We start from the raw sequence: 26,012 nt of genomic DNA on the forward strand, positions 1-26,012 counted from the left end.
CTGCCTGCTGCTCTCCTGTTGATCGTAAAACGCTACTGACCGCCGTGTGTCAGCCTGGCGAGTTGATCAATGATCGTTACGTCGTATGAACTCACATTGTAAGCAATGCAAAATGGTGCGCCGCTGCGTTTCTTTGCGTGTCTGAAAAACGGGATCGCGCTTTCTTTCAGTAAATTCTCTGATCCGGTACTGGTGAGAAACACGACAACTTGCATCGAATCTCCCTTGGGTAACCGAATCCTTTCCAGAAGCTCGCGGAATTCGATTTTTCTGTTCATCGATCGCGCATCAATGATGTGCAGGTCTTTCAATCGCTCGGGCAACTCGATGTGGTGCTGGACCGAGAGGTTTTCCCGTCCGCCGTTCTCGCCAGGCGTGCCTTGAGCAACATCCGGACGCTCGGCATTGTCCATGACTTTGATGAAATGCTTTCCCTTCTCAAAATCGGATGGCGCATAGACGATCGATAATTGAAGTTGAGAGTGGCGAAGAACAGAAGAAGCAAATAAAACGGAAAGCTGATCAAGAACCAGATATAGAGTTCTCTTTCCTCGTTGTCGAGGAAAGGCAGGGAGACGGCTGCCGATGTTTCAGACAGTGTTGCGAATATGGCGATAACTGTCATGGGGTTGGTGATTCTTTGTTTGAGTTTTATCATATCTTTTACTCATATGGGTTTGTCTGTTCTCTGTTGGTTAATGGGGTGGTGGTTTGGTGTTTCAGTTTTTATATTAGCTGTGAATTTATAGTTATCCTATATCTGTTTTGTTCTGGTTAAGTTGTTGAGGTGTTTTGCTGTAAGGTTTTGTGTGTGTTGGTTTCAAGGCGTCGCGTCGGCCCTGAAATGCAGGTGCTCGTGAAGGGTAGCTCAACTGTAGATGCACGTCGGATCATAGATATCGATTTATTGTTTTATTTAAATTGATACAAAAAAATTGTTGATAAGTGGGGTATCAAAAAGAAAATAAAATTTCCGGTGTGCTGGTCTCGAAGTTTTCTTGTAAGAATATTCCTGATTGTTTGTAGGGAATGTCTCTCGGTGTGGGTGACCGGGAGGGGCGGCGTGCCATGGGTGAAACGACTAGGCTATTGTGCGGGCTCTAAAAATTCGAACAGCGAAAATTGGACTTGCCCATGAATAAAGTGCTGATCGTGGATGATCATCATATCCGTGAGAACCAAATGCTATTTTACGGATTCTTGTTCGTGGGCTAGGCTTTGGTTTTCAGGCTCAGTCTGCGCTGGGGACTACGTATGGCATACCCTTTCGAAGTGGTCAAAACTGCCCCAGAGTTCCTAAAAGAAGCTGGTTATGGAAAGGTCTCCTTAATACCGTGTATTTTTGACGCTCGGCCGGGACTGCATCGTTCGGGCTCTCTTTATTTGCAAGAGCGAGCGCTCGGAATTTGGTTGCCGCAACATGTATCAAAAAAAAAGAGAAGAACCATTCCCGCCTTAAAGTCTGTTGAGAATTATGCACATAGGCTTATAAATTTTCTTGAGTGGTGCTTTGTAAATTCGTTAGAGCCTTCAAATTTAGATACCAATACGGATCTTGTCCATGGCTACCGTGCTGATATGATTTCGGGGAGATGGTCACTGGGAGGTAAGCCGCTATCAAGTAGGACCGTCAATGTACGGATGGACACTGCTTATGAATATCTTGAATGGCTTACATATAAAGGAGGCAGGCAGGTAGAGAGCACAACAAATCTATTGGTTTGTGAGCGCATTAATAATCAAAGTGATAGTAGTGAGAATACTATTGCTAGAGTAGCTAATGCCAGAGTCGGTAAGCGTCATATCGTGCTTCCTGAGGAAAGCGTTTTAATCGCGTGGCGAGATCGGTTGAAACAGAGGTCATTGGTTGGAGGAACTGAAGTTTTGATAGTCGACCTAATGATGGAAACCGCTATCCGAATTAGCGAGGCGGCCGCATGGCGCGTTGACACTCTGCCTTTAGATGAATCAGATTGGCATATTCCCGATACTTCTGTTGACGATTCAATGAAGGTGGTGGTGCTTGATATAAAATATGGTACTAAAGGACCAGATTACGGCTGGGACCATGGCGATAAAATTGGCCCGGTAGGTACAATCAGAATCCCTTATAAACTTGCAATAAGAATTAGGGAGTATAGGAGATCTGTTCGTCAAGAGGCCCTTTTGATGAGCGTCACATCCGAGAAGAGTCTCGTAGAGCAAAGAAAAAAACGAGATGATTCAGTGCACCTATTTCTAAATCCTAAAACTGGATTGAGGTACACAGCCGATAAAATCTATGAGTTCTGGCGTGGAGCTACTCCACCCAAGGGATGGACTCCCCATAGGTGTAGAGATTATTGGGCATGTACTGTTTTATGGACTAGGCTGGAGCAGCAGAGAAAACTCATTTCTAAAGCAATAGAGTCCGACTCTCTTGCAGACCTTCGACGAGCTTTACTACGGACCGCAGAGACATGTATTAAAATTGAAATTCAACCACAACTGCGTCACAAATATGAAGATACAACAATATTATATCTTCAGTGGTTGTCTGATCGGATAGGTATAAATATTAACTTTCATGAAAGTTGGAGTGAAGAACTTTTATGACCTTGGAGGGGGCTTGTATGATTCGTGAAAATCAAAAGCTTCACACCGAAACTGGTCAATATACTTCAGCGCAAAAAAAATATTAAATCTCTTGGTGCATGAAAATCCGCTATGTTTTTGGGTGGAAAGCACCTCTAGACACGTGTTTGTTGACCTATCCTCGTTCGCTGAAGGTAAATTTTATAAATCTCGATTTGCTAGTTATAGTGGGCGCCCAAATCTGATACTTCAATTGGCTCATGAGATAAAGGTAGCGTTGACCGGTTTGAGCGAATATAGCATACATGGGATGATAGGCTTTATCCGTTCGTGGTTTAGAATTTTTGATGCTGTTGAGTTGCTTCAGAATGTTAGCGCTGAAGATGTGGTGCGTCTTGATGATGTCCGCGATCTGTCAATTATCCATTACGATTATGCTTCTCGATCCGGTATGAATCCAGATGCATTTACCTGGTTTCTGCGAGTTGTTAATCTAACCTTGGAAAAGCTAGGAAGTCCTAAGATTTACTGGGAGTCGCCAGAAGGGAAAGCGGTAACTCGAAGACTTCCTAGCGAAGAACAGATCTCACTGATTCGTCATGGCTTGAAGCAGGCCTGGTTTAGCGTGGCTAAGAGATGGGATCTTATGGAGTCAGTTCAGTCGTTAAGTTTTGACCCGAAGACTGATGACGAAGAACGGCGAGTACATGAACTCATTGTGTTAAGAGGTGCTCAGCAGCGAAGCGGCCTTGAAGTCCCTACTGTAAACGATCTAATCAACGGCTCTACAAGGGAGGGATTCAGATACCGTACAGGTGTGCTTTTTCCTCGGCTTTGGAATGATAATTTTATAAATCGATGGGATGTTTATACTGCATTTCACATGTGCTTGGCCACAACTGGTTTTAATCTGTCAGTGTTAATGGGGTTGGATGCTACTAATCCCGAACTTTGGTTGTATGATCATCCATCGGATGCTAATCGATTTGTTTTGATAGGTCAAAAGCAGCGCTCGGGAGGCAAGGATGTGCCGATTGTTGGACTTTGGAAAACAAAATTTGCAGCGGGTCATATTATAAGAGAGGTTCTTCGTAAGAATAAAGGTATTCGTTCGCAATTGCTCGAAAGGCTATCCGAAGAAAAACAGAAATTAAACGAACTTGCTTTATCGCCAAATGCTGACCTGGGTGAGCAGTATGAGCTTGTACAGAAACTAGAGGTCGGGGTTAAAAGTGTTTGGTTGTTTCTTGATAAATATGGTGGAATTCGTTGGATAAAAGATTACACGTTTATTATCTATAGTGGGAGCGAGTACAAGAGCTATATGTGCCTATTGATCGAGGGAATTAATAATGATCTTCGGTTGATGGAAAAAGAGCCAGTTCCGTTTGTAACTGCTTCGGACTTTCGAGATATGTTCGCATTGTATGTTTGGCGGCAAACAGGTGGAAATATCCTACAAGTTATGAGGGTCCTAGCACATACTCAGGTCGCCACTACGCAGAAGTATTTAGATAATAATGTTACAAATTTTGAGCGCGACGAGCAAATAAGAACGTTTCAGGAAGCTCTGATTTCGGAACTTCGTAATGGTCGATTAGATTTGACGATAATTTCCCACTTAAACAGGTATGGAGTTGTTACTACTGAGATGCAGGCGCGCTTAGATAAGTACCGAAGTCTGAAGTTAAGCCGGATTGGTATTGCATGTGTAGACCCAGAGTCGCCGCCTTCTCACACTCAAGAGAAGGGGAAATTTAGATGTTCTTCCCAAAGATGTTTGATTTGTCCAGAGAATGCGAGGATTCTGCCTGAATCTATTGATGGTATAGCTATGCGGGCCGAGGAACTTATTCGAATGAAAAAAATGTTGCCTATGGAGGCGTGGCTAGTTTCTGACTTCGAGGTTGAATTACTTAATGCTGAATCTGCGCTTGAAAGCTTTGGTGCTGCGAAATCTGCTGAGCTTAGGAAAAAATGGAAAGATTTGATTGAGGTTGGAGATCACATAGTACCCGGTTTGTAAAAGGTGGTTTTCATGGGATTGAAAAGTGATAATAAGAGGGGGCAAAGCTCGGATTATATAGATCTGAGTAAGAAAGCCTTGTCGAAATTCAAGGTTGAGAAAATCCAGGCTTTTAAGTCAGAAGAGGTTATAGAGTGTCAGCGTTTAATGGGACATGGTGATGTATATGGTGTTTGGAGTACGCCTGAAGCGATGATAGGCCGTCGTCTTTCTCCAGCTTGCGCTAATATCGCAATACGTGACAAAGTAATTAGTAATTTGCCGTACGATTATCAGCCATCCCCAAAGTTGTATCAACTATTAAATGAGGCAGAGCTTTGGATATCTCGCTATGGTCTTATATTAAGGTCATCACCAGCGTCCCTGAAAATTCGCCGTTACGGATATCTTGATCCATCTACAATCTCCGGAATTTTGTACAAAACAATCCCCCCTATTATCTCTTTAGGGATTCAGCGTCGAATGGAGGGTTCCAGCGAGAATAATGGTTTTGTCAGTGCTCTGAGTGTTCAGGATATCCGTCACTTGGAGAGTCTCTCGCTTGGTAATATCGCAGAATTAAATAGGTTGCGTAAATTATCCGATATGGGGTTGTGGGTGGATGGTCCCTGTATTTCAACTGTTGAGCCGACGCTCGATCCGCGCGGCGAATTGAACATTAGATCAAAGGAATATATTAGAAATCCATATCAGCCTTTCCCCGATGACTGGTTGAGTGAAATTGGGCCTAAGGTAATATGGCTTATCGAAACTCTAGGTCCTGTGATACTTCGGTTAGCTTCAGAGTTAGCAACGCTTGCATCAAGCTGTAAGTCTTCAGAGTTTCCTGATAAAGCAATGCATTATTTGCAAAGAAACAACGATGCAAGCGTTGTAGATGGGTATCGGTTTTATCTTGGGCCTGTGAATTTCAAAAAGGGTGAAGGTGGTGTTGATTTTAGTAGAATTGCCTGGCCGCCTGTAATTTTGGATAATTTCTACAATGCAGTAGGTGCCTTACAAGCTGCGCACGGCTGGATCATGTTTTTAGCATTGGGAGGGCGTTATGAAGAGATCGTTACGCTTTTCAGAGACTGTGTGGAGCAATCAGATGAGGGAAATTATTCTGTAAAAGGAAAAACCTACAAGTTGAGTAAGGTATTTTCTGGAGAAGAGCGAAATTGGCCAATACCTCAACTGTTACTTGACTGTATTGTGCAGCAAGCAAGCTTAGGTCAGATTTGTGAGTCTATTGCCGTAAATAGAGGCCTTCTCGTTCAACCTCTAGACCACCCGTGGCTCTGGATTAAGCACTCTACCCACGGGAAGGGGCCTGTCGGACAGCAATTGTCCTCGTTGAATGTTCCCATGAATTATCTGGCGATTCGATTAGGAAGTAACTGCAGACCAGGAGGTATAGCAATTCACTCACATCGTTTTAGAAAAACGATCGCTCGCATAGCGGCCATAGCTATTACTGACAGTCCTCGCGTCCTTATGCAGTTATTTGGACATAAACATATTGATATGACATTAACTTACATATTAACCGATAAAAACTTGCAGGATGAAATATCCAAGGTTGCTAGAGAATTACGTGTATTACGCTGCCAAGATATCGTCGAGTCATTACATGAGTCGGATAATACTCCGGGTATTTGGCCCTACGCGGGCTATGGCGGTGGAGCTATGCCGGGTATTTTGGCATCGGTGAAAAGTAAAGAAGAGAGTTTAAAGCGTGAAGGTAATGATTGGACTGCAGAAAGTGCATACGAACTTGCTTCGCTGTTAAGCTTGAATGGTGAAGGTTTTCGGGTCATTCGACCAGGTGTTATTTGTACTAAGCCTCTTAAACAGTTGGCCCCGTGTGTTTGTGATTCCAACTGTATTCACAGGATCGAGGATAAGGTTGCTCGGCGAGATACAGATGGAGTAATTGAGTACCTCATACAGTTAGGTGGGCGCGCGCTACGTGAAAACAATTTGCTTCTGATAGAAAGCTTGGTTTGCCAAATAAAATGCGAGCTTAAAAAATTTCAAGATATAGGTGAGAAGTGGAGTGACAATGAGATCTATAATAAGTTGAATTTGGCTTTGGAGTAATGAATGTGAATGAAGATATCGCACTTTCTACTGTAATCGTTCGGTCCAAGACTAAGGCTACAGCGGACAAAGTTAAGTTGATCCTGCTGCAGATTTCCCATGAGATTGAGTGTGCAGGGGTGTACCCATATAATGGGGGGGAGTTGTCTAAGAACGAAGTTTGTCGTAGAGCCGGAATTGGCAAAACAACGATTTTTTCTCCGAAGCAATCAGAAGTTAACAAAATGGTCGATGCCTTTTTGGAGTCGTTCCAATTAAAGTCTAATAAAGCTTCGGGCCGGCGTACCTATCAGGAGCTCTCCGCAGCATGGAAGCAGAAATACATCGATCTCTCAGCAAGCCACCATAAGACAGAGCTTGATTTTCAAGCTTTGCGCAACGATTATGAGCGCCTGTTGAGAAATAACAATGTATTACATGAAGAAGTTGCTTATCTTCGAGAAATTCTCAATAAAATGAAGATAAAAATTGTTGTCCCGATCAAGTAATGTGAAAGTTAACGAGAAATTTACAAGCATAGCTACTGAATGCTATCTGTAGGATTCTCTAGGAGGCCTAAGCCATGGCCACCGAACTAAGAAAATTGTCTACGGTAATAATTCTGCTGGGGAACACTCTAGGCTTTCGGCGATCTGGTAGAGCTTTTCAATCGTGATATTGACTTCTCCCCGTTCAATGCGACCCATGTAACTTCGATCCACGCGACAGATCAGAGCTAAGACGTCTTGTGAAAGACCTTTTTCCTTCCTCGCTTGCCTGATCTTTCTCCCCAAATCTTTCGCCAGATTCCCCATAGTCGCCTCAATATAAATGAGGAGGGACTATCCTGAATTTGCGGATGAATCGGCTGCGGACTATAATCCGTATTTTTGGTTGCGGATTATCGAGGTGCCGTCCATGAAACAAGATTTATTCGAATTCGACAGGCAGCTCCATGATCTGCTTTGCCAGCAATTTTCCATGGGTTTCACCACCCGTCAGTTACGGGACGCGTATGCGGCTCTGCTTCCTCCTACGAGCTACCAGCTCGCGGATGTGCGAATTTATGTTTATGAGCAGATTCGCAGGCTAGTTCGAGTTGGCTGGGCGGAGATGACCGAGCCGCATCATAAGCGGGGACAGGTGTTCCACTTGTTGGAGATGCCGCAACGACTACAGCTCGTGCTTGTGGATCGCTGCTTCTCCAAGCTCGTTGACCCCGTGGATACTCCAATTGATAAGGAAGCGGAAAGCCCCCTTCCTTCGTCGACCTCAATTGAAACGGTTTCGCCTGACGATGAGGCTCGACTTCAAGCAATGCTGAAAGAAACACGTCTTGACCTGCTCTCATCCATGGGCGAGACGGAGCGCTATAAGCAGTTGCTTGAAGAAATTCCTCAGTTGAAGAGCCGTCTAGAAACGGTGTATCTGGAGGTTCGCGACAGAAGCTCCAAGCTCCTCGGTCATCTGCGTGCAATTGAGAATACGCTTAACGCGATTTCAGCCGCATGAAAGCCTCTCTCAGGGTATGGCAACACGACTGCATAACATTGGCTTTACGGCACTACACACTGCAGCCTCATTTTTTTTTGCCAGGCCACTCCTGGCGCCGGTAAAACTAAAATGGCTGCAGAGTTGGCCAAGCAGTTACTGCAGCAAGACAGAATAGATCTGATCTTCTGCTTTGCTCCATCACGACAGACAATGGAGGGCTTTCAAAAAACCTTCTCTGCTGAATTGGGGAAGCGCATGGATGGGTTGATCGGTGCCGTCGGTGTCGCCTGCACATATCAAGGAATGGAGTATCGAGACGCGGCATTTTGGAGGTTGTTTGCGGATTCCACGTCATCCGGACACTCAGCCCACCAACATCCGGACACTCGTTCCACGCTTATCCGGACAGGCAGTCGGAGCGCAGCGACGCAGGTTTGCATTGTTAGTCTGAAGTCCCTGCCGTCGTCAATTTCGTTGCGCGTCTGCGCATCGATTCGCCCTTCAGTTCGATCCGATAAGCGTTATGCACCAGCCGGTCGAGGATCGCGTCGCCCAAGGTCGGATCGCCGATCAGCGCATGCCATTTGTCCACCGGCATCTGGCTGGTGACCAGCGTCGAGCGTTTGCCGTAGCGGTCGTCCAGCAGCTCAAGCATGTCGCGCCGTTGCGCGGCGGTAAACGGTGCCAGGCCCCAGTCGTCCAAGATCAGCAGGTCGGTCTTGGCATAGCCGGCCATCAGTTTGGCGAAGCGGCCGTCGCCATGAGCCAGGCCCAGCTCCTCCATCAAGCGCGGCAGGCGCAGGTAACGCACGCTGTAGCCGTCGCGGCAGGCCTTGTGGGCCAGCGCGCAGGCGAGCCAGGTTTTGCCTACGCCAGTTGGCCCGCCGATGATCAGGTTCAGGCCATCGCGCAGCCATTGGCCGCTGCCCAGTTGTAGGATCAAAGACTTGTCCAAGCCACGCGGGCTGCGGTAGTCGATGTCTTCCAGGCAGGCGTTGTGGCGCAACCGCGCAGCTTTGAGGCGAGTGGTCATGCGGGCGTCTTCGCGCTCGGTCACCTCGCGGTCGACCATCAGGCCGAGGCGTTCATCGAAGCTCACATCATGGATATCGGGCGTTGCGTGTTGCTCGCCCAGCGACTTGATCATGCCGTGCAGGCGCAGGGTTTGTAGCTTGTCGAGCGTTGGATTCGGTAGCATTTCGAAGCTCCTTTCTCAGGTCAGTGGTAGTAGCCCGGGCCACGCAGGTTGATGTGCTCGTCGGGCAGTAGCGGCAGGTTTTGCTGGGCCAGTGGCAGGCGCTCCAACCCTTGGCGCAGGATCGATTCGAGGCTTTTGTAGCTGCATGCGCCCAGTGCCAGCGCACGCTGGCACGCGGCTTCCAGCCGCGCTTCGCCGTGCTGTTTGCTCAGGCGCAGGATGCCCAGGCAGGCGCGGAAGCCGTGCTGTGGGTGGATTCGGCGTTCGAGGATGTAGACGATGACGCCAGCGGTGTTAGGCCCGGTCTGGGCACTTCATTAGTGCTCTGACCCTACTTGCTAGGTGCGTATTGGCTCATGGCTGCTGTTCCTAAGTTTTCGAAAAAACTGCTCCGATAGGGGCGACTGTTGGCGCTGATCGATAACACTCACAACCCGCTGATCTAGTTTGTAGAGTGGAGCTGACGCACGAACCACGCAGTGAGTAATCGTAAGTGATCGCTCACCGTGACGTGGCCTGGGCACCGTCAAGCGCCAGGGTTGGGGCTGGATGTTTTCGGTGTGATTCTCGGCATATTGCGCGACAAACCGCTGAATAAATAACAGCCTCAGCTGCGGTAAGTGGCGAGGACATTGGGTGGGCGAGCCATGGGGCTTATTGTCGGTACAAAAAAGGCCCGTGAGAGCCTTTTTTTGCGGAATCACACTCCACATGACCACCCGTTTGCATTCGTAATTCGTTGAGTATTCGTTGGGTCAAATCGAACACGACTTCACAACCTGCTATATTTCGCGCCACGTTCTCATCCCATCAGGGTGACAGTGAGAAAATAGAAGCCTTGGTCGGCCACGCACCGCCAAGGCTTTGCTGAGGAATGCAGCCATCTCTCCTCCTCAGCAGAGAGTTGAACTTTTTTTGGATTTGCAGGAATACTCTATGGAGCTCAGCAAACCTAGGCAGGGTCTGACGCGTGACCTTCAGGGCATCGCCTCGGACCTTAAATGGTCTGCAGTAGAACTGATGCGAATTGCCGAACGATTGAGCTCGGCCGGCAATGAGCCTGATGCTCAGGCCATTTATCGCATGATTACAATATTTCAAAGTGATGAAGCCCGACTTCAATCACATGCAACCGAGATCGCAAGGGCCCTTACATAGTTCGCTGTGCGAGGCTGTTATGGTGCTCAACAAGCCGATGCCAGCTTTGATACAAAGCCTAAAAAATCTCACTCCGCCTCGAACAGACAACCCGTGAAGTGCTAACAGTTGCCGAGCGCTCTGATGCCGAATATGTTGTCGGTGCATTGCAGGTAGATAAAAAACTGTATGAAGAGGCTGACCGGTTGGCGGCTAACGCTGACGAGGTAAAAGCCGGAGAAATTGTTCGGCATAAACCCAAGTAGCTTGAATCTGCTGACCTGCCTCGGGTCGAGTGCTAAAAGGGTTGATAGAGCCGGCGTGGTTGTGAACCTGAAAGCAGGGCCGCCATTGTCGGCCTGACGCTCAACTCAGTGAAGATGTGACCTGTCGGGCACGAGCTCTTTCACTCCTCGACATACTCGATGGAATCGAGCATCGCCACCATCTCGGCGAGCTCCTTGCGTAATGCATCCAGCAATGGACGGTTATTGACATCGATCATCGGCGGCTGACTGCAGCCGTATTGGAAGCTTTCAATGCGCTCGGTCACTATGTTTTTAAGCGCAAAGCACACTTCTATTTCGACGGCGTGATGATTTGTTTCTTCAGAGCACGCGCTAGCCAGGTCACGAGCGAGCGGGAGCAAGTCATCGTCGTGACTTGTCAGGTAGGTGCTGCACCAGATCTCGCCGTCTTTCAGCTCGGGAGCGAGTGCCAGGTTCTCAAAAAGATTCTTCACACTCAGCACTCCTTTCAGGTGCAATCAGCGATAAACCACCATCAATAAGCTTCTGTTACCGCCCGCGGGTGTAGCGAGCGTCCCCCCTCAGCCGTTTGGCCAGATGCGCTGCGTTCCCCAGGACGTGTCCAATTCGTTTTTAAGAAACGGTCTCCATTCGCTACTGGCCGGAGCTTTCTGGGCCCCTAGTTTGGCGAGGTCGCTCGGCCATTTGAACATGGCAACGTGCCAATGATGAGCCTCGCTGAGCGCTTTAAAATGGGCCCCATTAGTAGCCTGCTCTCTGGCGAAGAACTCTTCGCTTATAGTTCATCTGGGCCTGTTAGCCAATCAATATTAATACCGTTCGTCTGAAATAACTCTTCAGCTGAGGCGCCTAAACCGCTGGTTTTGTTTCTTATTAATAAAAATATCAGTGGCTTATGTTGTTTTTTTGAAAAACAACAATGCTCGCTCAGGGCGTTGGCTGGCCATCCCCGTAGTGCTACTTTGCCATCATTGCTTTTCGATGGATCCAATATGCATTTGTTATGGCCATGGCCCCGGCGTTTGGCGTGCCTCTCACTGCTGTGCCTCAGTGCTCAAAACAGTGCGTATGCCGCTCCCACCCCCGGTGAAACCGATCTGATCCGCGAACGTCAGGATCGCCTGCTCGAAGAGCAGCGTCGGCGTCTCGAAGAACTCAAGGAATTACCCGGCAAGGAAGCCAAACCAACGCAACCGACGGCCCCGGCCGACGCGCGTTGTTTCCCCATCAAGGACATCGAACTCAAAGGCGCCGACAGTCTCTCCGAGAGCGAAAAAAGTCGTCTGCTCAAGCCGTACATCGGCCAATGCCTGGGCGTCACTCAGCTCAACGAACTGCTGAAAGTCATCACCGACCACTACATCGAAAAAGGCCTGGTCACCAGTCGTGCCTACTTGCCGCAGCAGGATTTGTCCGGTGGGCATCTGAAGGTACTGGTGGTCGAGGGCCGGCTTGAAGGGTTGAAGGGTGCGCAAGACAGCAAACTGTCGGACCGTGAGCTGGCCATGGCTTTTCCCGGCAAGACCGGTGACCTGGTCAATTTGCGTGAGATCGAGCAACTGGTCGATCAGTTGAACCGCTTGCCGTCGAATCAGGCGCAGATGGAGTTGACGCCGGGCAAGAACGTCGGAGGCAGCGAGGTGTTGGTCAAGAACACCCCGCAAAAGCCCTGGCGTGCCGGGTTGTCCCGCAGCAACGATGGCCAGCGCAGCACCGGCGAGCAGCAGTGGGGTACGACGTTTGATTGGGACAGCCCGTTAGGCTTGGCCGATCAGTTGATGCTGCGCGGTGGTCACGACGCGATGACCGATCACCAGCACACGTCCAACAACGCGATGCTCTATTACAACCTGCCCTGGGGCTGGTGGAACTTCAGCTACACCTACAGCCAAAGCGAGTACCGCTCGCAAGCTCAAGCTAACGGCTTCAACTTCAAGCAGACCGGCGACAGCCAAAACCATCAGTTGCGCGCCGAGCGTGTGATCCATCGCGACGCCGTGAGCAAGACCTCCCTCAGCACCGGGCTCTCGTACCTGCGCACCAGCAATTTCATCGAAGACAGCAAGCTCAAGCTGAGCAGCAACCGCCTCAGCGAAGCGCAGTTCGGCATCAATCACGGTCGGCGAGTCGGCAGTGCATTCGTCAACATTGACCTCGGCATGCAGGAAGGTATCGGTGCGTTCGATGCCCAGGGTAACGGTCACCCGGGCCCCGGCGAGCCGGACGCGCGTTACCGCAAATACACCGCCACCGCGAGTTATTTGCAGCCGTTCAAGCTGTGGGGCGAGTCCTTCAGTTTCACCAGCCTGATGACCGGCCAACGCAGCGAAGACGTGCTGTTCAGCCCGCAGCGCACCAGCCTCGGCGGGCAGTCCTCAATCCGCGGTTACAAGGATCAATCCTTGTCCGGCGACAGCGGCGGTTACTGGCGCAACGACCTGCGCTGGAGCCGCCCGGTGACGCTGGAATGGCTGCGCCCGGTGTTTGCCGAGTACGGCACCAGCCTCGGTTACGACCAGGGCGTGATTCGTGGTGATCGCTACAACGGCGATCAACACGGGCGCATGTCCAGCAACTCGGTGGAGCTGTTTGCTCGCGGTCAACATGTGGCCGCCAGCGTGACGTTTGCCCATTCCCTGGAACGCCCGGACACCCTGACCGAGCGTGAAGCGCCGATCTATTTCCGCCTGGATTTCTTCATCTAATTACGTTTCTTCGAGATCACCGACATGGACGTTCGCCACTACGCTTTCCTCGCGCGCCAGCCTTCTGCGGTCGTGAAAACCCGTGAGCACTTTTGGGGTATGCCCAAGCGAGGATTGGCGTTCCTGCTGGCCAACGTCATGTTCTGGCAACCGATGTGGGCCCAGGCGGATGGGATTGTGGTGGCCACGCCCGGCACCAGTCTCGGTCAGGCCGGCAATGGGGTGCCGATCGTCAACATCGCCACGCCCAACGGCACTGGGCTGTCGCATAACCAGTTTCACGATTACAACGTTGGCACTCAGGGCGTCATTCTCAACAACGTCGCCGCGCAGACTGGCACGACGCAATTGGGCGGCATCATCGTCGGCAACCCCAACCTCACCAACCGGGTCGCCGCGCAAACCATCCTCAACGAAGTGGTCGGTGGCAGTCCGAGCCAGCTGCGCGGTTACACCGAAGTGGCGGGGCAGTCGGCGCGAGTGATCGTCGCCAACCCGTACGGCATCAGCTGCAACGGTTGCGGCTTCATCAACACCCCGCGCGTGACATTGACCACCGGCAAACCCGTGCTCGACGGCGGCGGTCGTTTGGATCGTTTTCAGGTCGATCAGGGCAGCATCGCCATCGACGGTGCCGGGCTCAACGCCACGAACGTCGACCGCTTCGAAATCATCACCCGCAGCGCGAAGATCAACGCCGAGATTCAGGCGAGCAACCTGACCCTCATCGCCGGTCGCAACGACGTCAACGCCGACAGCCTCAACGCCACGGCCCGCGCCGATGACGGCAGCGCCAAACCGGGGCTGGCCATCGACTCTTCGGCCCTCGGCGGCATGTACGCCGGGGCGATCAAACTGGTGGGCACCGAGCAGGGCGTCGGGGTGAAACTGGCCGGCAACCTGGCCGCCAGTGGCGGAGATATTCAGATCGATGCCAATGGGCATCTCACCCTAGCGCAGACTTCTGCCACGGGCGCAGTGAACGTCAAAGCCGCCAGCCTCGACGGCCAAGGACCGGTCTATGCCGGCTCCGCCCTGAATGTGCAAACCCAGGGGAACCTGACCAACCAGCAAACCCTCGCCGCCCGCGACAGCATCACCCTGAGCGCCGGCGGTGAGTTGACCAACAACGGCATCATCGAAGCCGGGGTCAATGCCGACAACAGCCGCAACGCCAAAGGCGATGTGAATCTGACGGCGCACAACCTCAACAACACCGGCAAGAGCGTGGTGGCCAGCCGCAATCTGACGGTCAATACCGCGCAGACGTTGACCAACCAGGGCGGCACCTTGAGTGCCGGGCAGAATGCAAACCTCACGGCTGGAACCCTGGACAACCAGAACAACGGTCGAGTGTTGAGCAGTGGCGCGCTGAACATGGCGGCCAATCAGGTGCTCAATGGCAAAGGGCTGATCACCAGCACCGGCAATATCAGTGCAACCGTCGGCCATTTGAACAACAGTCATGGCGAACTGTCGACGCTGACCGCTGCGACGTTGCGCATGCAAACGCTGGATAACGTGGCGGGGCTGGTGAACGCCGGCAAGGCCTTGAGCATCACCGCCACGGGGGGGGTAAACAACCAGGGCGGCAAGCTGACCAGCCTCGACAGCCTGAGCCTCAACGCCGGCAAAGTCGATAACAGCGGCAACGGTCAAATCGCCAGCAACAAGACCCTGACGGCCAGCGTCAGCAGTCTCGATCAGCACGATGGCGGGCAACTCACCAGCGACACGTCCTTGACCCTGGACCTGAACCACGGTGTCCTGAATAACCAAAGTGGCCTGATCAATGCCCCACTACTGGTGCTGAAAAACCTCCAGCAGGTCGATAACCGTAACGGCGAGATTTCCAGCGCACAGGCCTTTACGCTGGCGGCTGACAGTCTCGACAACAGCAATGGCAAGCTACTTGGCAATCAGGCAGTGACCCTGCGCGTGCAACAAGCGCTGACCAACATCAAAGGCCTGATTGCTGCAGCCTATGTCGACGTGCAGGCAGGCAGCCTGAACAACAACGGCGGCACCATGACCAGTCTCGCGGATCTCGACCTTCAGGTAAACGGGCAACTCGACAACCAGGACCAAGGGCTGATCAACGCCACCGACAACCTGACCATCAACACGGCGAGTCTGAACAACCAGAATGGCGGTTCGTTTCTCGGCAGCGCGATCGCCATCGACTTCAACGGCGCTATGGGCGACCTGAACAATGCCAAAGGCCTGATCACTACCACCGGACAGTTGAGCATCCGCAACCTGCGGGACTTGAACAACCAGGGTGGTGAACTCTCCAGCAGCCAAAGCTACACGCTGGTGGGGCGTAATCTGGACAACAGCGACGGCAAACTCATCAGCCGTCAGCAACTGGACCTCACTGCCGATACCACCACCAACCTCAATGGCCTGATCTCCGGCTGGCAGGGTTTGAGCCTTCTGGGCGGCAGCCTGGACAACCGCAACGAGGGCACCTTATCGAGCCGTGACGGCGACGTGCTGGTAGACCTCAGCGGCGCGGTGCGTAACAGCAACGCCGGGGCCTTGGTCAGTCACGGCACGCTGAAGGTCACGGCGGCCAGCCTCGACAACAGCGACAAAGGCATTCTTTCCAGTGGCGGTGCGCAAACCTTCGTCATTGCCGGGACACTGGATAACAGTCAGGGTGGCCTGATCGACAGCGGTGCCGGTCTGGACATCCAGGCCACTCTCCTCAACAACGCCAATGCAACCATCAATGCTCAGCAAGGCATTAGTTTTACCGGTACCGACCTGAACAACGGCGCCGGCATCCTGGCTGGCAATGGCGCGGTCAGCCTTGATCTGCTCGGCACCTTGACCAATACCAACGGCCAACTCGCCAGCCTCGGCCCGATGGTGATTACCCGTGCCAATCAGATCAATAACCAGGGCGGCAAACTGGCCAGTCAAGGGTTGCTGAGCCTGTTGACGAGCGGTCTCGACAACCGCAATGGCGGTACTGTCGCTGGCAACGATTTACTGACCCTTACAGCCTCTGGTGCCGTGCAAAACAGCGCGGACGGTCTGATCTTCAGCCGCGACGCTGGCCTGACTTTGAGTGCCGCCAGCCTCGATAACGCCAAAGGCAGCCTGCAGAGCCAGGGCGATCTGACAATCGACACGGGTGCTGCAATCGATAACCAGAGCGGGCGCATCGTCGCCAAGGACGGCAACCTCGACATCACCGCTGCCAGCCTCGACAGCCGCGGCGGCGTGCTCTCCAGCCTGCAAGGCGCCTTCAGCAGCCACATCACTGGTGTACTGCGCAACGGCTATGACCTGAACAACAATCGTCAGGGCGGGATCATTCAGGCCCAGAGCCTGGATCTCAAGGCACTGGCCGTTATCGACAACTACGGCGGACGCATCACCGCGCAAACCGGTGACGCCATCATCGACACCGGCACGAACGGCAACTTCGACAACCGCAACGGCGGCCTTTACGCCAAAGGGCGGGTCAGCGTCACCGGTAAAGACTTCGACAACAGCGGCGATGCCGATGGGCAGATCGGCGGGCAACAGGTCGACCTGAGCCTGCGCGGCGCGTTGAACAACCGCCTGGGCATCATCGAAAGCGAAAGCACCCTGACCATCACGGCGGCGAGCCTCGACAACCAGACCGGCCAACTGCGCGCGCTGGGCAGTAATGGCAAAACCGCGTTCACCATCGGTGGCGTGTTCGACAACCGCAACGGCACCGTGGAGTCCGCGAACAGCAACCTGAGCCTCGGCACCGGTAGCTTGCTGAACGTCGGTGGCAACGTGCTGCACGTCGGCACCGGTATCTTCGACATTGCCACCGGGCTACTCGGCAGTGCCGGCGGCAGCTTCGTCACCCGCGGAGGTCTGACCCTGGCCGCTGACGGCTGGACCAACAGCAGCGTGATCCAGGCCGATCGGCTGACCGTCAACATCAACAATCTCAATCAAACGGCCAATGGTCAGCTCTTGGCTGTCAGCCAACTGACCGGTAGCGGCAGCAACTGGAACAACGATGGCCTGATCGCCAGTGACGGCAACTTGAAGATCGACCTTGGCGGCACGTATTCGGGAAGCGGTCGGGTCAGCAGTCTCGGGACGCTCGGCGTAAGTGCCGCACAACTGAACCTCAACGCGGCCGCCAGCATTGCCGGTGGGGGTGACACCACCGTGTCGGTGGGTGGCCAATTGAACAACGCCGGTCGCTTGACTTCGGCTGCTAACCTGACCGTGAACGCCGGTGGCCTCTACAACTCGGGGACGCTGGGCAGTGGTCAAGGTTTGACCGTGACCACCGGCTCGCTGGTCAACGATCACGGGCTGATCTTCAGCGGCGGCAACATGAGCCTGCGGGTCAATGCGCTGAACAACCTCTACGCCAACATTTATAGCCTGGGTAACCTCACGATTGACCGTAATGGCCAGGGCGCCCAGGCCGCGAGCATCGTCAACAGTTCTGCGTCGATTCAAAGCGATGGCAGCATGAGCCTGGCGGCGAGCACCATTCAGAACATCCGCGCCGTGCTGACCACCAACAACCAGGGCATCTATACCGCCAAAATTGACGAAATCGCGTGTATCGAAGGGGTCAATGCCGGCGATTGCAGCGGCAAACAAAACCATGTCTGGGAGATCGTCCAACGCGAAAAACTCGAAGTCACCGCTGCCAGTGTCGCCTCCAGCATCACGGCCGGCGGCAACCTGACCCTGAGCGGTGACGACCTGTTGAACCAGAGCAGCACCATCGCCACGGGCGGCAACTTGAGCGCCACGCTGGTGAACCTGACCAACAGCGGCGTTGAAACCGGGGAAACCGAAACCACCCGAATCTACAGGTCCGAGCGAACCAGAAACGCAGGCGGCTGGTACAGCGCCGCGAGTGCTTTCACGAATCAGTATTGGTATGAAAGCGGTGGCTACAACGCCAATGACCTGAGTGGACTTCAAGCCGGCATGGCCAACTTTATTGGCATGACAGAAATGGAATATCCGGGATTAGGCAGCACCCGCAAAATTGCCTCCAGCGACCAAAGCTACGCCGCGGTCATCCAGGCCGCCGGCGCGATCAACATCAACGCCCAGAACAACATCGACAACACCGTCGTACGCCCTGGCTACACCTACGTGGGCAGTGGTCCCCGCACGGGTACAGGCTCTGCGGGCAGCCAGTATTCCACCCGTATCACCCTGAACCAGCAACTGCCGCCCGACCTCGCGCAACAGCAAGTTAACCCGGTAAGTCTGCCCGGTTTCAGCTTGCCCACCAGCCAGAACGGCCTGTTCCGTTTGAGTCAGGAAGGCAGTACCAGCCCGACCGGTACCGGCCCGCAGAGCTGGAATGTTACCGGCGCCACAGTCACGGGAGGCGGCTCATCCGCCAGCGCCCCATTCACCATCAACCGCGTCCAAGGACTGCCAAGCAACGCCGGCAAATCCCAGCCCCACAAGTACCTGATCGAAACCAACCCGGTGCTCACTGACCTCAAGCAATTCATGAGTTCGGACTACCTGCTGTCCAACCTCGGCTACGACCCGGACAACAGCGCCAAACGACTGGGTGATGGTCTTTATGAACAACGCCTGATCCAGCAAGCCGTGGTTGCCCGTACCGGCCAGCGATTTATCGATGGCCAGACCTCCGACGAGGGCCTGTTCAAGTACCTGATGAATAACGCCATCGCCAGTAAGACGGAGCTCAACCTGTCCTTGGGTGTCAGCCTGACCTCTGAACAAGTCGCGGCCCTGACCCACGATATTGTCTGGATGGAAAATGCCGAAGTGAACGGCGAGCAAGTGCTGGTGCCGGTGCTGTACCTGGCCAACGCCAACAATCGTCTCGCCGCCAACGGCGCCTTGATCCAGGGCAGCGACGTCACCCTGATCGCCGGTAAAGACCTGAACAACGCCGGGACCTTGCGCTCCAGCCAGAAACTCGAGGCCACGGCCAAGAACGATCTGGTCAGCAGCGGCCTGGTGGAGGCCGGCAACCGCCTCGACCTGCTGGCCACCAACAATCTGACGAACAAGGCCGGCGGCATCATCGCCGGCCGTGATGTCTCGCTGACCGCGACTCAGGGCGACGTGATCAACGAACGCACCGTTACCATTCACCAAAGCAGCAGCGGTTACCGCACCGAGCAGACCGACTTCGTCGACAACGCCGCCCGAATCGAAGCGGCCAACAACCTGACCCTCAAGGCCGGGCGCGACGTCAACAACGTCGGCAGTGTGCTGAAAAGCGGTGCTGATACCACGATCACCGCCGGCCGTGACGTCAACATCACTTCCGCTGAGCAGATCGTAAGCGGCGAGCGGGGCCTGCATCGCAATCAGACCATCACCCAATATGGCTCAGACGTTGATGTGGGGCAGGACCTGAAGGTTACCGCCGGTCGTGACCTGGCTGTCATTGGCAGCCAGCTCGACGCCAAACGCGATGTGAGCATGAACGCCGCTGGCGACCTGACATTGGCTTCGGCGGCGGATGAACAGCATTCGTACAGCAAGACCAAAAAGGTGACGAGTCAGGAAGACCATGTGAGTCAGGTGTCCACGACGGTCACAGCGGGGGGCAACATTACCCTCAGTGCCGGCAAGGATCTGGACCTGATTGCAAGTCGGGCGAGTGCCGGGGATGAGGCCTATCTGTTTGCCGGCGATAACGTCAATATGACGACCGCAGAGAACGTCGATTATTCCTATTACACGAAAACGAAGAAGGGATCGTGGGGTAAGAAGAAGTCGACCATGAGCGAGACCGAGACGGACGTATCCGTCAGCTCGAGTGTTTCGGCCACGAATAAACTGGTCATTTCTGCGGGCGAGGATTTCAACGCCACTGGCGCCAAGCTGAAGAGCGATGGAACGTTGCTCGCGACGGCGGGCGGCGACATCAATCTCAATGCCGCTCAAGACTATGCCAGTGAGGCCAGCGCCTCGTCCAAAAAAGGCTGGACGTCGAGCAAGTCCAGCAGCTCGGAAGTCAACCAGACCCGTTTGAACAGCACAGAACTGGTCGGCAAAAACATCGAACTGAAAGCCGATAACGACATCTCGCTGAAAGCCGCTGCCTTACGCGCCGAAGAAGGGGTGAAACTCACGGCAGGCAATGACGTACTGATCGGCGCCGATCAGGAAACGCAAACATCCGCTCAGTCGAAAGGTTCTAGCAAAGCTGGCGTAACTGTCACCGGCTGGTTGTCCTCCACGCAAAAATCGCAACAAGGGCAAACAAGCTCAACTCAAAGCATCGGCAGTGATATCAGCGGTAGCAGCATTCAAATCAAGAGTGGCCGCGACACGACCGTTGAAGGCAGTACGTTGGTGGCCGATAAGGACATCGGCATCAACGCCGGTCGTAATCTGGACATCACCAGTGCGCAGAACACTGAAACATCCAGCTCCAAATCCGGCAGCAAAAAAATCGGTGAAGTCGGCGCGTCCTGGTGGCAGGGCGCGACAGGAGTCCTGAAGCAGAAAGAAACCGAAGAGTTCACCTCTACCCGTCAGTCGGGCAGCCAGATCGCGTCGTTGGGCGGCAATATCAGCCTGACGGCGGGTGATCACTACACCCAGACGGCCAGTCAGTTGGTCGCGCCTCAGGGTGATATCGGCATTACCGCAAAGCATGTCGATATCGTGGCCGGCTACGACACCCTGGAATCCACCAAAACCGCCAGCACGAGCCGCACGGCGATTGGCGGAACGGTGAGTATTCCGTTGCTTGATGCACTCCGTGGCATTCAGCAGATGGGGGAGGCGGCGCAGAAAACCAGTGATGACCGAATGGTTGCCTTGGCTGCCGTGAATGCGGCGATGAGTGCCAAACAGGCCGTGGACGCTGGGCAGGCACTGATGAACGCCCCGAAAACCGGGGGCAAGATCAGCGTCAATCTCAGTGACAGCCGCAGTCATAGTGAAAGCAGCCAAAGCGGTCGCAATGTGGTGGCCAGCGATGTAGTGGCTGGCGGCAACGTCAAGGTCGTAGCCACGGGAGATGGCGCGAACAGTGATATCAACGTAGTCGGCAGCCGCATCGAGGGCGGAGGCGATGTCAACCTGAAGGCCGACGGTAAAATCAACCTGTTGTCGGCGCAAAACACGGCGCATCAGGAAAGTACCAATGGTAATTCGGGCTGGAGTGCCGGCATCGGGATTGGCTTTGGCGGGGCGCAAAACGGCATCTCGTTCGAGCTGGCGGCCAATGTGGGACGCGGTATGGCTGACGGCGACGATGTCACCCAGACCAACACGTATATCAAGGGTGGCAACAGCGTAAAACTTGAAAGTGGCGGGGACACCAATATCAAGGGTGGCGTCGTTTCCGCTGATCAGGTCAAGGTCAAGGTGGGCGGCGATCTGAATATTGAGAGCCTGCAGGACACCAGCACCTACACCTCTAAACAGATGAGCGCGAACGTCGGTGTCAACATCTGTGTTCCACCGATCTGTGCCGGTATGAGCAGCGTCAGTGGCGGTGTCGCCGCGCAACATATGCAAAGCGATTACGCCAGCGTCAGCGAACAGTCAGGAATCAAGGCCGGCAATGGTGGCTTCCAGGTCGAAGTCGCAGGCAATACCGATCTCAAGGGGGCCGTCATCGCCAGTACCGATAAAGCGGTGGCTGATGGCAAAAACACCTTGGAAACCGGGACGCTCACTACCTCCGACATCAAAAACAAGGCCGAGTACGATGCCACCAGCATCAACTTGAGTGGTGGATACGGCGGTCAGATAGGCCTGGATGGCAAAGGCAATGCCAGCTCAACGGCCAACGCAAATGGTCCCAAGGTGCCGAGTAAAGGAGGGTGGAGCGCGAATACACCGGTCGTGCTCTATGCCGGTGACAGCTCCAGCAGCACCACCTACAGCGGGATTAGCGGCGCGGCCGTCACCATCACCAATACCACCAAGCAACAAGCGTTGACCGGTCAGACAGCAGAGCAGGCGGTCGCGGCAATCAACACCGATGTATCTAGTGATCGGGACGGCAGTAACAAACTCAAGCCGATCTTCGGCGCGCAAGAAATCGGCGTGGACTTCGAAATTGTCGGCAAGTTTGTGCAGAACGTTTCTCAGTACATCGCGAGTCGGGCGCAAGAAATCGATCAGAAAAAGGAGCAGGCCGAGGAGGAAAGAGCGCTGATGAACGCGCCCGGAACATCTGAGGCCGATCAACTCAAGCACCTCAAGAATTATCAGGCGCTGAAGCAGGAAATCAGGGACATCGATGAAAACTGGGGTGCGGGCGGCACTTACCGGCAAATTGCAACCGCCCTCGTCGCGGGTATCAGCGGCAACGTGGCCGGAAGCAGCGCGCAGTTTGCCCAAAACATGGTGGTCAACTACGTCCAGCAGCAAGGTTCGGCGTATATCGGCGAACTGGTGAAAAAGGGTCTGAAGGAAGGCAGTCCTGAACACGCGGCGCTCCATGCAATTCTCGGTTGTGCAGGCGCCGCCGCCAGCAACCAAAGTTGCTCGGCCGGCGCTTTGGGCGGTTCGGCTGCCAGCGTGCTGGCAGGTTTGTTTGCGGATGCTGATCCAAACGAAACCGCTGTGGAGCGTGAAGCCAAACGCAACCTCATCACCAGCCTGGTGACGGGCATTGCAGCCATGAGCAACCCGAACGGCGCAGCGACCGCAAACAATGCAGCTACAGCGAACATCGATAACAACTGGTTGGCGACCCAGCAAGTTGTGCAGGCCCAAAAGGAGTTGGAAGAAGCCAAGAGCGAGGGGCTGATAGCTCAGGCGCAAGTCATCGCCAAGTGGGCGGGTACCTCAGTAAAACAAGATGCACTGACGACCGGGGGTATTGGTCTGGGCATCGCTGAGGCTGGTCTGCAAGACGTTGAAGGTCTGTCGCAGTTCCTTGCCCATCCAATCGAGGGGCTGCAGGGATTAGCCTCGGCAGTCAATGATCCGGCAGTACGCAGCCAGCTGGGTGAAGCGGCGACGGCCAGCCTGTTGGCCAGCATTGACCGGATGACATTGGCACTTGAAACCGGCGGGGATGATCAGGCAATCCAACTGGGACGCGATCTGGGTATGTTGATCTACACCGTCGGGAGCGTCGTGACCGGTGTGGGTGGGGCAGCTAAAGCGGGGCTGACTCTGGCAAAAGTGGGGATTGAGGTATCGAGCAAAGCCTTGGGTAAAATGCTTGTCAAGGACAGCGCTGAACTTGGCGAGCGCGTTGCAGCGCTGGAAATCAAGACCACGAAAAACCTGGATACCGGCACGGGAGGGTCGACTAACCGGCCTCCTCCTGTCAATTCAGGGGTTCCTGCAATCAATGAACTGGCAGCGATCGAGCCAACGGTGGGAGGCTATGTCAGTGCAACGAAGCTTAATGCAAGCAGCTATGCTATTACTGATTTAACACCAGCCGAAAAAGCGCTGGCAGTTCAAGTTACTAATGGTGCTGACCGTACTGGGGCTCTCACCGAACAACTGGTCGAGTCGGTGGCTCAGCGTCAAGGTTTACAAGTTATAGAGGGAGGGAAATATGGTAGCAATAATGGGTTTGACCATGTTTATCTCAGGGCTGATGGGAAATCAGTCATCGTGCTGGACTCGAAGCAAATAAATGGGGGGGTCTCATTAAGCAAAGGGGCAGATGATATCGTTCAGATGTCAGACGCCTGGATCGAAAAAGTGTTGAATAAACTGGACAAAAATTCTGATGCCTTTAAAGCAATTTATAATGCTACCCAAGATGGCAGCTTGATCAAGGGGCTTATGGGTGTGGATCGTAGTACAGGTCAATTAATGATGGCGAAATTGAAGTGAGGTGGCTGGGGTGAATTTATTTGAGAGTTATGGCCCTGGGAAGGCTAGAGCTAAAGACAGGTTGGAGCACACCAAATCCCATCTGGATGGTGGATTTGATGTGGAAAAGTTAATTGCCTATATTGAACAGAGCCTAGGCAATCCTGTTGCATGTGCGGGAAGACTTTCGTCGCACGCTTTCGCAAAGGGAATACATGCGTGGTTTGAAACCGCCAACCTTGAGGTTATGAAAAATTGGTTTTATGTTTCTGAATGCCTGCATAAATACCAGTTCATGCTCCAAAGCGATAAGATGAATTTGCTTCCAAAAACACTCGATTTCATGAGGGCACTTGTCTCCGATAATGCTTCGCTCATTGATTGGTTTTGTAACTGTAATGAAATTATTGATGAAAAAAGAATTCAGTCGACGACGACCGCAGATTTTTTAGCCTATCAAATAATCCTGGCAGTCAAAGGAGATTTTTCTCAAGTGGCCGAGCGTTGCTTGCAGATGATTGCCAAACCGCCAAGTGGGCCGAAAAAAATATTTATGTTGGATAATGATTTCTTTATGGCACTTGCGAGCGGAGATGTATTGGGGATGGAGTCTACCTTGACAAAGTTGACCTCGCCGGCCTCGATAAAGAAAAGGCTCGATATTGAAAGTGGATTTTCCGAGGGGCTGATTTCTACATTTGGCGTAATTTACGCAAAAATTGCCTGGTGTCATGGTTATGAAGTCCGAGTTGACACACCTTACATACCTGTTGAGTGGCTTCCGATTAAACCCCTGACTAATTACGATCCCATTTATAGTTTTCTCAAGTGAGCTACTAATTGGCTCGGGGGTGTTATTATGAATAATCAGTCGGAGCAAGCGATAATTCGGAGTCGGCTGTTCGAGTCCTTAATGCAAAGGCATGGGGCTGTATTGATTCCGGGTCGATATGGCGGAGACTACAACAACGATCAGTTGGGATTCGCCGAGGTCGAAGGGGAAGTTACTTTGTTTCTGGGGTTGAAGATTCTTGATGATGAAGGTGGGTTGCAGTTAGATAATTCATCATTAGGCCCTCACGTGCAGTATTCGATATCTTGGTTAAAAGCCCTAATTCAATGCCTGAAATTTGACTCTGAGACTATTGGATATTCTACGAAAATCGAGGTTGCAATGAGTCGGGGCTGTTTGGTGGCAGGTGTGATCTGTATGGATGGCAACTCTAAAGAAATAAAGGTGTTTCGCATTGCGGTCTGATCACTAGTACCTCCACTACCGACAAAGACACGTAGTCGAATGCAATTGGGTGGTCAGTGCGAATGCAAACGACTGGTCACGTCGAATGCAAATGGATGGTCAAGTCCATGCAATTGCGCACAATGGGAGACGGATTGTAATTTATGTGCTTTGTCGCTGCATGCGTCATTGCCGCTCGGCCATCATTATTTGGTCGCCATGTCGCCGAAGCGGAAAAAAGCCACCAAGGCTTAATGGACCTTGGTGGCTTCTGTTCAATGGATTAGCTCCATCGCGAGAGAAGCGATGCCCGCCGCAGTATTTGCTAGCGCTGGGGTAGGATTGTGTTGTTGAAAGCCGCATCAGGCTTGAGGTGTTGGCGCTGATTGAAAACTGACCCACCGGGGATGCGGCGGAAATCTTGGACTACCTGGAGGTAGTTCATGTATTCATACGAAGACCGTATCCGAGCGGTCAAGCTCTACATCAAACTGGGCAAGCGAACCGGGGCAACTATTCGTCAGTTGGGCTACCCGACGAAGAA

At 53.0% G+C, this 26,012-nt stretch carries 13 protein-coding genes and 4 pseudogenes; 12 read left to right on the forward strand and 5 right to left on the reverse strand.

The window, feature by feature from the left end:
- Positions 1–32: 32 nt before the first annotated feature.
- Positions 33–658: pseudogene (locus tag FBY04_RS24620) on the reverse strand (hypothetical protein).
- Between the two features lie 596 nt (positions 659–1,254).
- On the opposite strand from FBY04_RS24620, the gene FBY04_RS24625 reads away from it, so the two are divergent.
- The 4 genes from FBY04_RS24625 to FBY04_RS24640 all read left to right on the forward strand — a co-directional run bounded on the left by FBY04_RS24625 (position 1,255) and on the right by FBY04_RS24640 (position 7,170).
- The gene (locus FBY04_RS24625; protein WP_145317497.1) at positions 1,255–2,595 is read left to right on the forward strand and encodes a hypothetical protein; all 1,341 of its coding nucleotides are present in this window, start codon (positions 1,255–1,257) and stop codon (positions 2,593–2,595) included.
- 256 nt (positions 2,596–2,851) lie between these two features.
- The gene (locus FBY04_RS24630; RefSeq protein ID WP_145317500.1) at positions 2,852–4,600 is read left to right on the forward strand and encodes a hypothetical protein; all 1,749 of its coding nucleotides are present in this window, start codon (positions 2,852–2,854) and stop codon (positions 4,598–4,600) included.
- A gap of 12 nt (positions 4,601–4,612) precedes the next feature.
- The gene (locus tag FBY04_RS24635; RefSeq protein ID WP_145317503.1) at positions 4,613–6,682 is read left to right on the forward strand and encodes a hypothetical protein; all 2,070 of its coding nucleotides are present in this window, start codon (positions 4,613–4,615) and stop codon (positions 6,680–6,682) included.
- A 5-nt stretch (positions 6,683–6,687) separates the two neighbouring features.
- Positions 6,688–7,170, forward strand: coding sequence for a hypothetical protein (locus FBY04_RS24640; RefSeq protein ID WP_145317506.1), 483 nt, complete (start codon positions 6,688–6,690; stop codon positions 7,168–7,170).
- 99 nt (positions 7,171–7,269) lie between these two features.
- On the opposite strand, the gene FBY04_RS24645 is transcribed toward FBY04_RS24640, so the two are convergent.
- Positions 7,270–7,476, reverse strand: coding sequence for a helix-turn-helix domain-containing protein (locus tag FBY04_RS24645; protein ID WP_145317509.1), 207 nt, complete (start codon positions 7,474–7,476; stop codon positions 7,270–7,272).
- Between the two features lie 103 nt (positions 7,477–7,579).
- On the opposite strand from FBY04_RS24645, the gene FBY04_RS24650 reads away from it, so the two are divergent.
- Both FBY04_RS24650 and FBY04_RS32865 read left to right on the forward strand, forming a co-directional pair.
- The gene (locus tag FBY04_RS24650; RefSeq protein ID WP_145317512.1) at positions 7,580–8,173 is read left to right on the forward strand and encodes a hypothetical protein; all 594 of its coding nucleotides are present in this window, start codon (positions 7,580–7,582) and stop codon (positions 8,171–8,173) included.
- Positions 8,170–8,500, forward strand: a pseudogene (locus FBY04_RS32865) (DEAD/DEAH box helicase family protein); the annotation flags it as partial. The gene FBY04_RS24650 and the pseudogene FBY04_RS32865, both read left to right, overlap by 4 nt.
- Positions 8,501–8,597: 97 nt before the next feature.
- Here FBY04_RS32865 and istB read toward each other — a convergent pair.
- Positions 8,598–9,353, reverse strand: coding sequence for an IS21-like element ISPsy14 family helper ATPase IstB (gene istB, locus FBY04_RS24665; protein ID WP_145317515.1), 756 nt, complete (start codon positions 9,351–9,353; stop codon positions 8,598–8,600).
- Positions 9,354–9,373: 20 nt separating this feature from the next.
- Positions 9,374–9,661 (reverse strand): annotated as a pseudogene (locus tag FBY04_RS24670) (IS21 family transposase); the annotation flags it as partial.
- A 628-nt stretch (positions 9,662–10,289) separates the two neighbouring features.
- Here FBY04_RS24670 and FBY04_RS32870 point away from each other — a divergent pair.
- Entirely contained in the window at positions 10,290–10,511 is a 222-nt protein-coding gene (locus FBY04_RS32870; protein WP_145317518.1) for a hypothetical protein, read from the forward strand.
- Between the two features lie 385 nt (positions 10,512–10,896).
- Here the strand turns inward: FBY04_RS32870 and FBY04_RS24680 are convergent, their stop codons facing one another.
- On the reverse strand, positions 10,897–11,232 hold the full coding sequence (locus FBY04_RS24680) for a hypothetical protein (protein ID WP_145317521.1): 336 nt from the start codon (positions 11,230–11,232) through the stop codon (positions 10,897–10,899).
- A 519-nt stretch (positions 11,233–11,751) separates the two neighbouring features.
- Here FBY04_RS24680 and FBY04_RS24685 point away from each other — a divergent pair.
- The 5 genes and pseudogenes from FBY04_RS24685 to FBY04_RS33045 form a co-directional block, all read left to right on the forward strand.
- Positions 11,752–13,464 carry a ShlB/FhaC/HecB family hemolysin secretion/activation protein gene (locus tag FBY04_RS24685; protein ID WP_145317524.1) on the forward strand — a complete coding sequence of 571 codons (1,713 nt, stop codon included), beginning with the start codon at positions 11,752–11,754 and terminating at the stop codon, positions 13,462–13,464.
- A gap of 24 nt (positions 13,465–13,488) precedes the next feature.
- Positions 13,489–24,252 (forward strand): hemagglutinin repeat-containing protein, encoded by a 10,764-nt coding sequence (locus FBY04_RS24690; protein ID WP_145317527.1) that lies wholly within the window; start codon positions 13,489–13,491, stop codon positions 24,250–24,252.
- A gap of 10 nt (positions 24,253–24,262) precedes the next feature.
- Positions 24,263–25,063, forward strand: coding sequence for an Imm49 family immunity protein (locus tag FBY04_RS24695; RefSeq protein WP_145317530.1), 801 nt, complete (start codon positions 24,263–24,265; stop codon positions 25,061–25,063).
- Between the two features lie 27 nt (positions 25,064–25,090).
- Complete coding sequence (locus tag FBY04_RS24700; protein WP_145317533.1) at positions 25,091–25,489, forward strand: hypothetical protein; 399 nt, start codon at positions 25,091–25,093, stop codon at positions 25,487–25,489.
- Between the two features lie 422 nt (positions 25,490–25,911).
- A pseudogene (locus FBY04_RS33045) lies at positions 25,912–26,012 on the forward strand (integrase); the annotation flags it as partial.

It is taken from the genome of Pseudomonas sp. SJZ080 (assembly GCF_007828295.1).
GTDB classification, from domain to species: Bacteria; Pseudomonadota; Gammaproteobacteria; order Pseudomonadales; family Pseudomonadaceae; genus Aquipseudomonas; species Aquipseudomonas migulae_A.

Bases quoted from the DNA above. Each gene is read 5' to 3' on its own strand.
- FBY04_RS24625 (WP_145317497.1), top strand. From the start codon at position 1,255: ATGGCATACCCTTTCGAAGTGGTCAAAACTGCCCCAGAGTTCCTAAAA.
- FBY04_RS24635 (WP_145317503.1), top strand. From the start codon at position 4,613: ATGGGATTGAAAAGTGATAATAAGAGGGGGCAAAGCTCGGATTATATA.
- FBY04_RS24645 (WP_145317509.1), bottom strand. From the start codon at position 7,476: ATGGGGAATCTGGCGAAAGATTTGGGGAGAAAGATCAGGCAAGCGAGG.
- FBY04_RS24650 (WP_145317512.1), top strand. From the start codon at position 7,580: ATGAAACAAGATTTATTCGAATTCGACAGGCAGCTCCATGATCTGCTT.
- istB (WP_145317515.1), bottom strand. From the start codon at position 9,353: ATGCTACCGAATCCAACGCTCGACAAGCTACAAACCCTGCGCCTGCAC.
- FBY04_RS32870 (WP_145317518.1), top strand. From the start codon at position 10,290: ATGGAGCTCAGCAAACCTAGGCAGGGTCTGACGCGTGACCTTCAGGGC.
- FBY04_RS24685 (WP_145317524.1), top strand. From the start codon at position 11,752: ATGCATTTGTTATGGCCATGGCCCCGGCGTTTGGCGTGCCTCTCACTG.
- FBY04_RS24690 (WP_145317527.1), top strand. From the start codon at position 13,489: ATGGACGTTCGCCACTACGCTTTCCTCGCGCGCCAGCCTTCTGCGGTC.
- FBY04_RS24700 (WP_145317533.1), top strand. From the start codon at position 25,091: ATGAATAATCAGTCGGAGCAAGCGATAATTCGGAGTCGGCTGTTCGAG.